Raw genomic sequence first — 9,974 nt, forward strand, 5'->3', positions numbered from 1 at the left:
GTCGTACTCGTAGTGGCCGGCGTTGAAGGTGCCGACCACCGTCATCTGCTTGAGCCGCGGCACCACGCCGGCCGGCGTGACCTGCCCGCCGGGCGCGACGATCGTGATCTTGTCGCCCTCGTGCACGCCGAGCGAACGCGCGAGCTCGATGCCGAGCACGATGCCCCATTCGCCGGGCACGAGCTTCGACAGCGTCTTGTCCTTGATCTCCGCGGCGAGATCGGTGACGGTGGCCTCGTCGTCCGGCGAGATGCCACGGACGATCGCGCCACGCATGTCGTCGCCGCGCGCGATCAGCGCCTGCGCGGCGATGAACGGCGCGGCACCGATCACCTGCGGGTTCCCGCGCGCCTGCTTCGCGGTGAGGTGCCAGTCGGGCAGCGCCTGGCCCTGGCCGTCCATCACCTCGACGTGGGCGACGACCGACAGCATGCGGTCGCGCACTTCCTTCTGGAAGCCGTTCATCACCGACAGCACGATGATCAGCGCCGCGACGCCGAGCGCGATGCCGAGCATCGAGACGCCGGAGATGAAGGAGATGAAGCCGTTGCGACGGCCGGTGCGACCGGCGCGCGTGTAGCGCACGCCGATCTGTAATTCGTAGGGCCAGTTCATAGGTGCGCGGATGCTACCCGGAATGYCCTCCGGATCGCGCCGCTCACAGGCGTTCGATGCGGGCGAAGGCGCTGTGGTTGTGGATCGACTCGAAGTTCTCGACGTCGACCGCGTAGCGTCCGATGCGCTTGTCCCCGTTCAGCCCGAGCGCCACGTCGCGCACCAGGTCCTCGACGAACTTCGGGTTCTCGTAGGCATGCTCGGTGACCCACTTCTCGTCCGCGCGCTTGAGCATCGGCCAGATCTCGCTCGACGCCGCGTTCTCGGCGAAGCGCACCAGCTCGCCCCAAGGCACGTCCTGCAGCAGTTCGGCACGGATCGTCACGTGCGAGCGCTGGTTGTGCGCGCCGTAGTCGGAGATCTCCTTCGAGCACGGGCACAGCGATTTCACCGGCACCAGCACCTGCGACCACACGACCGGCTTGCCGTCGCGCATCTCGGCGACCCAGCTGCCCTGGTAGTCGAGCAGGCTCTCGACGCCCGACACCGGCGCGCGCTTGCGGATGAAGAACGGGAACTTCACCTCGATGCGGCCGTGCGTCGCGTGCAGCTTCTCGAGCATCTCGGCGAAGCGCGCCTTCAGGCCATCGGCGTCCAGCGGTTCGTGCAGCGCATCGAGCCACGCGACGAAGCGCGACATGTGCGTGCCCTTCTGCTCGGCCGGCAGCGCCACGTCGAGCTCCCACTGGCCGATCGTCGGCTGCGCGGTCTTGCCGAATTTCAGCTGCAGCGGATAGCGCACATCCTTCACGCCGACGCGCTGGATCGCCAGGTGGCGCTCGTCGCGCTCGCTCTGCGTGTCGGGAATGTGCAGCGCGTCTTTCAAATTCGTCATGTGATTCATGTCGGACTTCTATCTGTCAACGGCCTGAAGGATGACAGGAATCAATGCGCCCCATGCGCAAAAGGGCTTGAAGACGCCGTTCAAACGGGCTCAGCGATGGGTGGCAGCCGGCCGGACCAGCGCCGGGCGCGCGCCGAAGCGCTTCAGGATCGACTGCTCGATGCCCGCCGCGTCCAGCCCGCAGGCCGCCAGCAGCTTGGCCGGATCGCCATGCTCGACGAAGACATCGGGCAGGCCCAGCTGCAGCACCGGGATCTCGATGCGCTCGGCCTGCAGGGCCTCGAGCACCGCGCTGCCGGCGCCGCCCATCAGGCAGCCCTCTTCGACCGTGACGATCGCATCGTGCGTGCGTGCGAGCTCGGCCACCAGCGCGACATCGAGCGGCTTCACGTAGCGCATGTTGGCCACCGTCGCGCCCAGTGCCTCGCCGGCGGCCAGCGCCGGATACAGCAAGGTGCCGAAGGCGAGGATCGCGATGCGCTCGCCGCGGCGGCGCACTTCACCCTTGCCCCAGGGCAGCGAGCTCAGTTCGGGATCGATCGCGATGCCCGCGCCGGCGCCGCGCGGGTAGCGCACCGCGACCGGGTGATCCTGCTCGAACGCGGTGGTGAGCAGCTGGCGGCATTCGCGCTCGTCGGCCGGTGCCAGCACGCTCATGTTCGGCACGCAGCGCAGGAACGCGATGTCGTAGGCGCCGGCATGCGTCGCGCCGTCGCCGCCGACCAGGCCGGCGCGATCGAGCGCGAACACCACCGGCAGGTTCTGGATCGCCACGTCGTGCAGCAATTGGTCGTACGCGCGCTGCAGGAAGGTGGAATAGATCGCGACCACCGGCTTCAGCCCTTCGCAGGCCAGGCCGGCGGCGAACGTCACCGCATGCTGTTCGGCGATGCCGACGTCGTGGTAGCGCTCGGGGAAGCGCTTCTCGAACTCGACCATGCCCGAGCCTTCGCGCATCGCCGGCGTGATGCCGATCAGGCGCTTGTCCTTCTCGGCCATGTCGCACAGCCACTGGCCGAAGATGTTCGTGAAGGTGGGCTTGCTCGGCTTGGCCTTCGGGAATCCCTCGGCCGGGTCGAACTTGCCCGACGCCGCGTGGTACTTGACCGGATCGGCCTCGGCCAGCTTGTAGCCGTAGCCCTTCTTCGTGACGACGTGCAGGAACTGCGGGCCCGGGCGGTCGCGCAGGTTCTCGAGCGTCGGGACCAGCGAATCGAGGTCGTGGCCGTCGATCGGGCCGACGTAGGTGAAGCCGAACTCCTCGAAGATCGTGCCGGGCACGACCATGCCCTTCGCATGCTCCTCGAAGCGGCGCGCCAGCTCGAACAGCGGCGGCGCGTTCTTCAGCACCGATTTCGCGCCCTCGCGCGCGGCGGCGTAGAACTTGCCGCTCATCAGCCGCGCGAGGTACTTGTTCAGCGCGCCGACCGGCGGCGAGATCGACATGTCGTTGTCGTTCRGCACCACCAGCATGTTGGCCTGCGACACGCCGGCGTTGTTCAGCGCCTCGAAGGCCATGCCGGCGGTCATCGCGCCGTCGCCGATGATCGCGACCGAGCGGCGCTCCTCGCCCTTCAGCTTGGCGGCCATCGCCATGCCGAGCGCGGCCGAGATGGAGGTCGACGAGTGCGCGGTGCCGAAGGTGTCGTACTCGCTCTCGTCGCGCCGCGGAAAGCCCGACAGCCCGCCCGCCTGGCGCAGCGTGGGCATGCGCTCGCGCCGGCCGGTGACGATCTTGTGCGGGTAGGTCTGGTGGCCCACGTCCCACACCAGCCGGTCGTGCGGCGTGTTGAACACATGGTGCAGCGCGACGGTGAGCTCCACCGTGCCCAGGTTGGACGACAGGTGCCCGCCGGTCTCGGCGACGCTGTGCAGCAGGAAGTCGCGCAACTCGCTCGACAGCTGCTTGAGCTCGAGGCGCGACAGCCGGCGGATGTCGGCCGGGCTCTGGATGGTGTGCAGCAGGGTGTGGTTCATCGGCGGCTCAGGAATCACGTTCGACCACTTTGTCGGCCAGCATGCCCAGCAGGCCGGTGCTCGGGAGGCCGCTGCGCACCAGCGCCGCATGGGCCTGGTCGCGCAGCTGCGCGGCATGCCGGCGCGCGGGCTCCAGGCCCAGCACGCTGACGTAGGTCGGCTTGTTGTTGTCCATGTCCTTGCCGGCGGTCTTGCCGAGGGTTTCGGAGGCCTGCGTCACGTCGAGGATGTCGTCGACCACCTGGAAAGCGAGGCCCAGGGCGTCACCATACTCCGCCAGCGCCTGCCAGGCCACCGGATTCGTGCGCCCGCAGGCCGCGCCCATCAGCACGCTGGCCTGCAGCAGGGCGCCGGTCTTGCGGTGGTGCATGTCGCGCAGCGTGCGCTCGTCGAGCGTGGCGCCGATGCTGGCGAGGTCGATCGCCTGGCCGCCGGCCATCCCGGCGTGGCCGGCCGAGCGCGCCAGCAGCGAACACAGGCGGGCCTGCAGCGCCGGCTCGACGCCCGCGTCGGGCGTCAGCACCTCGAAGGCCAGCGCCTGCATCGCGTCGCCCGCCAGCATCGCCTGCGCCTCGCCGTATTGAACGTGCACCGTCGGCTTGCCGCGGCGCAGCACGTCGTTGTCCATGCAAGGCATGTCGTCGTGGATCAGCGAGTAGGCGTGGATCAGCTCCACCGCACAGGCGGCCCGCAACGCGGCCTCGCACTGGCCGTCGACCGCCCGGGCCGCCGCCAGCACCAGCAGCGGACGCAGCCGCTTGCCGCCGTCGAGCACGCCGTAGCGCATCGTCTGGCCGAGTCCGGCCGGTGCCTCGGCGGGCACCCAGCGCGACAGCGCGGCCTCGACCGATTCCAGCTCGGCGCGCGCCCATTCATCAAATTCGATCAAGCTCATCCCCCGGACCACGGCTTCAGTTGGCCTTCTTCGAGCACCTGCACCTGCTGCTCGACGGCGCTGAGGCGCTCGCGGCAGTAATTGAGCAGATCCGCCCCCCTCTTGTAGCTTTCAAGCAGCTTCTCCAGCGGAAGCTGCCCGCCCTCCATCGCGACGACCAGCCGCTCGAGCTCGGACAGGGCATCTTCATAGCTGGCAGGCGCCGGCGCAGTTGCCGTGCTCGGCACCTCGGTCAGCGCTGCGGCGTCGGCCGTGGCGGAAGGGGTCTTTGGCATGTCATGACACAAAAACAAGCATTGTAGTCAGCCCCTCCCCTGCGATCAGGGCTCCCACGGACGCTTTCGTGGCGTCATCCCCCCAAATGGGGACGTGCGTGCGGCACGGCAGCTACAATCCCGCCCTCGCTGGTTCCAACGCGCCGTGCGCAGCGAGACCTCCCACCCCCGGCAGCGCCCCGTGGTGGCACGTTCACATCGGTTATAGGAGACCCTCGGGATCAYGTCCGACCTGAGCCTCGCCCTTCCAGCTCTCGAGCGCCAAAACACCCAACTCCCCGTCTCCGCGTACTTCGAYGACGACCTCCATCGCCGCGAGATGGAGCTCATCTTCCAGCATGGGCCCCGCTACCTGGGGCACGAACTCGCGGTTCCCGACATCGGTGACCACTACGCCCTGCCCCAGGAGGGCGAGGGCCGCGCACTGGTGCGCACCGCGCACGGGATCGAGCTCGTCTCCAACGTCTGCCGGCACCGCCAGGCGGTGATGCTGCGCGGGCGCGGCAACACCGGCAGCCACATCGTGTGCCCGCTGCACCGCTGGACCTACGACCTGAAGGGCCAGCTGATCGGTGCGCCGCACTTCCCGGCCGACCCCTGCCTGCACCTGAACCGCTACAAGACGCAGACCTGGAACGGCATGGTCTTCGAGGCCAACGGCCGCGACGTGACCGCCGACCTGGCCGCGCTCGGCCCGCGCGCCGACCTGGATTTCAGCGGCTACGTGCTCGACCGCGTGCACATGCACGAGTGCGACTACAACTGGAAGACCTTCATCGAGGTCTACCTGGAGGACTACCACGTCGGCCCGTTCCACCCGGGGCTGAGCCAGTTCGTCAGCTGCGACGACCTGGCCTGGGAGTTCGGCCGCCACCATTCGGTGCAGACGGTCGGCCCGAAGAACGCGCTCGCGAAGGCCGGCTCCGACACCTACCGCAAGTGGCACGACGCGGTGCTGGCGTTCCGCAGCGGCCGCTTCGACAACCCGGTGCCGGCGCACGGCGCGATCTGGCTCACCTACTACCCGAACGTGATGGTCGAGTGGTATCCGCACGTGCTGGTGGTGTCGACGCTGTACCCGAAGGGGCCGCAGAAGACGCTGAACGTCGTCGAGTTCTTCTACCCGGAAGAGATCGTGGCCTTCGAGCGCGAGTTCGTCGACGCGAACCAGGCGGCCTACCTCGAGACCTGCGTCGAGGATGACGAGATCGCGCTGCGCATGGATGCCGGCCGGCGCGCGCTGCACGAGCGCGGCGACAACGAGGTCGGCCCCTACCAGACGCCGATGGAAGACGGCATGGAGGAGTTCCATGCCTGGTACCGCAAGGCGATGAAATTGGCCGTCTGACGCGGGGCCTTGCGCGCCGGGCGAGAATCGCCCGATGCGCTCCGCCCCCGTCCTGATGATCCTCGCGTCGTTCCTGTTCGCCAGCATGGGGGTGTGCGTGAAGCTCGCCTCCGCCTACTACCCGCCGGGCGAGATCGTCTTCTACCGCGGCCTGACCGGCACGCTGCTGCTGGCGGCGCTCACGCGCTGGCGCGGCGGCACGCTGCGCACCAACGTGCCCTCGATGCACTTCTGGCGCAGCCTGACCGGCGTGTCGGCACTGTGCCTGTGGTTCTACTCGATCAGCAACCTGCCGCTGGCCACGTCGATGACGCTGAACTACATGTCGTCGGTGTGGATGACGMTGTTCCTGATCGGCGGCGCCGCGGTGCTGGGCACCGCCCGCGTCGACGGCCGGCTGATCGCGACGGTGCTGACCGGCTTCATCGGCGTCGGGCTGATCCTGCGCCCGACGATCGCCGAGAACCAGCTGTGGCACGGGCTGATCGGGCTGCTGTCGGGCGTGGTCTCGGCCACCGCCTACCTGCAGGTCTCGGCGCTCGGCAAGGCGGGCGAGCCCGAGTCGCGCATCGTCTTCTACTTCTCGCTCGGCGGCGTGCTGGCCGGCGCGCTCAGCATGCTGTGGACCGGCATGCACGCCCACACCTGGATCGGCGCCGCGCTGCTGCTGGCCGTCGGGCTGCTCGCGACCTCGGCGCAACTGCTGATGACGCGCGCCTACAGCACCGGCAAGACGCTGGTGAATGCGAGCCTGCAGTACCTGGGCATCGCGTTCTCGTTCGCGTACGGCGTGCTGGTCTTCAGCGACCCGGTGACCTGGATGGCGCTGGCCGGCATGGTGCTGATCGTCGGCGCCGGGCTCGCCGCGACGCGGCTGCGCCAGGAATCCCCGCCGCAGCGCGACATCTCCGTCCTRCCCGAAAGCTGAAAGGCCTCCCGATGATCCGACCGCCGCTGATCTCCGCCGCCGAACTGCAACAGGCGCTCGCGCCATCGCAGACGCCGCCGCTGGTGCTCGACTGCAGCTTCGACCTCGCCGATGCGGCGGCGGGCGAGCGCAGCTACCGCGAAGGCCACATTCCCGGCGCGCTGTACGTGAACCTGAACGAGGACCTGTCCGGCCCCAAGACCGGCCGCAACGGCCGCCACCCGCTCGCCGAGCGCGCCGACTACGCGCGCTGGATGGGCCGGGTCGGCATCGTGCCGGGGCGCGAGGTCGTCGTGTACGACCGGCAGGCCGCGATGTACGCGGTGCGCGCCTGGTGGGTGCTGCTGTGGATGGGCCACCGGCAGGTGCGCGTGCTCGATGGCGGGCTCGCCGCGTGGCAGGCCGCCGGCGGAGCGCTGTCGCCGCAGATCGTGCAGCCGGTGCCGGCCGCGCCGTACCCGGATGCGGCGCCGCAGCGGCCGACCATCGACGCGCAGCAGCTGCAGCAGCGCCTGGACGACGTGCTGGTGCTGGACGCCCGTGCGCCGGAGCGCTACCACGGCGAGGTCGAGCCGATCGATGCGGTGGCCGGCCACATCCCCGGCGCGAAGAACCGCTTCTTCAAGGACAACCTGCAGGCAGACGGCCGTTTCAAGCCGGCCGAGCAGTTGCGCGCCGAGTTCGCCGCGGCACTCGGCGGCCGCGCGCCCACCGAGGTCGTGAACCAGTGCGGCTCGGGCGTGACCGCCTGCCACAACCTGCTGGCGATGGAAATCGCCGGCCTGCACGGCGCGGCGCTGTACCCGGGCTCGTGGAGCGAATGGTCATCCGACAGTAGCCGCCCGATGGAGAAATCTCCCCGCTCGTGAGCGGGGTTTGACCGTCATCAAGCTGCGGACTACCGTGCGGGGAACACTGGAGGCGCCAGACGGTCCCACGAGAGTTCCCACTGCAAGGAGATGACCATGTTCCATCGCATCCTGGTCCCGACCGACGGTTCGGACATCACGAAGAAGGCGACTGACACGGCCATTGCGCTGGCCAAGTCGGTCAACGCGCGGGTCTACACGGTGAGTGTCAAGGAGCCGTTCCCGTACAGCGCGATCTCGGAGATGCAGCCGACGCCGCCGCAGGAGTTCTTCGACGCACAGGAACGCATCGCGTCATCGCGGGTCAAGGCGGTGCGCGACGACTGCGTCGCGGTGGGCGTGCCCTGCGAGGCGCACACGCTGGAGGCGCTGCACCCCTGGGAAGCGATCATCGACCACGCCCGCCGCCAGGAGTGCGACCTGATCGTGATGGCCTCGCACGGCCGGCGCGGTGTCAGCGCGCTGCTGCTGGGCAGCGAGACGCAGAAGGTGCTGACGCACAGCAAGGTACCGGTGCTGGTCGTCCGCTAGTCAGTGATGATGGGCGTGGCTGGCGACGAAGATCACGATCGCCAGGCCCACGCCCAGCCACGCCAGCTGGGCCGCGGTGTCCTTCGCCGACAGCCGGTGCTGCAACTGCGGGATCAGGTCGGCCACCGCCACGTAGATGAAGCTGCTCGACGCGACCACCAGCAGGTACGGGAACAGCGCTTCCCACGGCCCGACCACCACGTAGCCGACCACGCCGCCGACCACCGCGGCCATGCCCGACATCGCGTTGTAGAGCAGCGCCTTGCGGCGTGACAGCCCGGCATTCAGCAGCACGATGTAGTCGCCGACTTCCTGCGGGATCTCGTGCGCGATGATCGCCAGCGCCGTGAACATGCCCAGCCGCGTGTCGGTCAGGAAGGCGGCCGCGATGATGATGCCGTCGCAGAAGTTGTGGATGCTGTCGCCGAGCAGCACCGTCCAGCCACCGCGGCCGGCCTGGTGCTTGTCGAACCCGTGGTGGTGGTGGTGCTCGTCGCCTTCATGGTGATGGCCGTGGCGGTACAGCTCCGCCTTCTCGAGCAGGAAGAAGAACAGCAACCCGGCCAGCAGCGTCATGAACAGGCTCTGCGGGCTGGCCTTGCTCTCGAAGGCCTCGGGCAGGATGTTCAGCAGCGCAGTGCCCAGCAGCACGCCGGCCGACAGGCTCACCAGGTGGTGGACGATGCGGCCCAGCACGTTGACCGTCAGGCTGGCAGCGAGCAGCACCGACAGCAGCCCGCCGGCAAAGGTCGCGAGCACGATGTAGAGAAGGGTCATGGGACTCGATCAAACACTCGATCAAACAAAAGCCGCGCGATGTGCGCGGCTTGGGCAAAAGCAGACAGGGCCGTTCAGGCCACGCCGTGCGCCTTGAACCAGTCGAGGCAGCGCCGCCAGCCGTCCTGGGCGGCCTCGGGGCGGTAGCTCGGCCGGTAGTCGGCGTGGAACGCGTGCGGCGCGTCGGGGTAGAGCACGATCTCGGAGGCCCGGGCTGCGGCATTGCCCGCGTCCAAGGCTGATTTCATCTTATCAACCGTGTCAAGCGGGATGCTGGTGTCGGCCGCCCCGTACAGGCCGAGCACCGGGCCGTGCAGCCGGCCGGCGATGTCGACCGGGCGGCGCGGCTGCAGCTCGGTGGCCGGCGTCGCGAGCTTGCCGTACCACGCGACGCCCGCCTTCACCGCCGCGTTGTGCGCATCGAACAGCCAGGTGACGCGCCCGCCCCAGCAGAAGCCGGTGACGCCCAGCCGCGACACGWCGCCGCCCTGCGTCGCGGCCCAGCTGACGGTGGCGTCCAGGTCGTTCAGCACCTGCGCATCGGGCACCTGGCTGATCAGCTCGGAGTGCAGCAGCGCGACATCGGTGTAGGCCTTCGCGTCGCCCTGGCGCACGAACAGCTCGGGCGCGATCGCGAGGTAGCCCTGCTTCGCGAAGCGCCGCGCCACGTCGGCAATGTGCTCGTGCACGCCGAAGATCTCGCTGACCACGACGATCACCGGCAGCCCGGTGCCGCCGGCCGGCATCGCGCAGTACGCGGGCATCGAGAACCCGCCGACCGGGATCTCCACCGGCCCGGCGGCCAGGCCGTGGGCATCGGTGGCGATGGCGTGGGCGGTGATCGGCTGCACCGATGCGGCATAGCCCTGGCCTGCGGTGATGAGCATGGCGATCCCCCTGGACGATGCGTGTGAG

11 protein-coding genes are annotated in these 9,974 nt (G+C 69.0%); 4 read left to right on the forward strand and 7 right to left on the reverse strand.

Translation table 11 applies throughout. From position 1 onward, the window contains the following. The 5 genes from AC1D15_RS08815 to AC1D15_RS08835 all read right to left on the reverse strand — a co-directional run. Window positions 1-615, reverse strand: a 615-nt coding sequence (locus tag AC1D15_RS08815) for an ABC transporter permease (protein WP_477825686.1), incomplete at its 3' end; no start/stop codon positions are given. 43 nt (window positions 616-658) lie between these two features. Further along, window positions 659-1,450 carry a GTP cyclohydrolase FolE2 gene (folE2, locus tag AC1D15_RS08820; protein ID WP_477825687.1) on the reverse strand — a complete coding sequence of 264 codons (792 nt, stop codon included), beginning with the start codon at window positions 1,448-1,450 and terminating at the stop codon, window positions 659-661. A gap of 99 nt (window positions 1,451-1,549) precedes the next feature. After that, entirely contained in the window at window positions 1,550-3,436 is a 1,887-nt protein-coding gene (gene dxs / locus AC1D15_RS08825) for a 1-deoxy-D-xylulose-5-phosphate synthase (protein WP_477825688.1), read from the reverse strand. Window positions 3,437-3,443: 7 nt separating this feature from the next. Continuing rightward, complete coding sequence (locus AC1D15_RS08830) at window positions 3,444-4,331, reverse strand: polyprenyl synthetase family protein (protein ID WP_047510063.1); 888 nt, start codon at window positions 4,329-4,331, stop codon at window positions 3,444-3,446. Next, on the reverse strand, window positions 4,328-4,606 hold the full coding sequence (locus AC1D15_RS08835) for an exodeoxyribonuclease VII small subunit (protein WP_477825689.1): 279 nt from the start codon (window positions 4,604-4,606) through the stop codon (window positions 4,328-4,330). The genes AC1D15_RS08830 and AC1D15_RS08835 overlap by 4 nt, the downstream gene beginning before the upstream one ends. Window positions 4,607-4,925: 319 nt before the next feature. Between AC1D15_RS08835 and AC1D15_RS08840 the strand changes: the two genes are divergently transcribed. The 4 genes from AC1D15_RS08840 to AC1D15_RS08855 all read left to right on the forward strand — a co-directional run bounded on the left by AC1D15_RS08840 (window position 4,926) and on the right by AC1D15_RS08855 (window position 8,282). Further along, window positions 4,926-5,954: an aromatic ring-hydroxylating oxygenase subunit alpha gene (locus tag AC1D15_RS08840; RefSeq protein ID WP_477825690.1), complete on the forward strand. Its 1,029-nt coding sequence runs from the start codon at window positions 4,926-4,928 to the stop codon at window positions 5,952-5,954. A gap of 34 nt (window positions 5,955-5,988) precedes the next feature. Continuing rightward, window positions 5,989-6,882 (forward strand): DMT family transporter, encoded by an 894-nt coding sequence (locus AC1D15_RS08845; RefSeq protein WP_477825691.1) that lies wholly within the window; start codon window positions 5,989-5,991, stop codon window positions 6,880-6,882. A gap of 11 nt (window positions 6,883-6,893) precedes the next feature. Further along, the gene (locus AC1D15_RS08850) at window positions 6,894-7,751 is read left to right on the forward strand and encodes a sulfurtransferase (RefSeq protein ID WP_477825692.1); all 858 of its coding nucleotides are present in this window, start codon (window positions 6,894-6,896) and stop codon (window positions 7,749-7,751) included. A 96-nt stretch (window positions 7,752-7,847) separates the two neighbouring features. Then, complete coding sequence (locus tag AC1D15_RS08855; protein ID WP_465111234.1) at window positions 7,848-8,282, forward strand: universal stress protein; 435 nt, start codon at window positions 7,848-7,850, stop codon at window positions 8,280-8,282. Here the strand turns inward: AC1D15_RS08855 and AC1D15_RS08860 are convergent, their stop codons facing one another. Further along, window positions 8,283-9,059 carry a ZIP family metal transporter gene (locus tag AC1D15_RS08860; RefSeq protein WP_047510053.1) on the reverse strand — a complete coding sequence of 259 codons (777 nt, stop codon included), beginning with the start codon at window positions 9,057-9,059 and terminating at the stop codon, window positions 8,283-8,285. A gap of 74 nt (window positions 9,060-9,133) precedes the next feature. Then, window positions 9,134-9,974 (reverse strand): dienelactone hydrolase family protein (locus AC1D15_RS08865; RefSeq protein ID WP_477825693.1); only part of this gene is annotated, 841 nt, incomplete at its 5' end.

Source organism: Rhizobacter sp. P2_H2 (assembly GCF_056403375.1).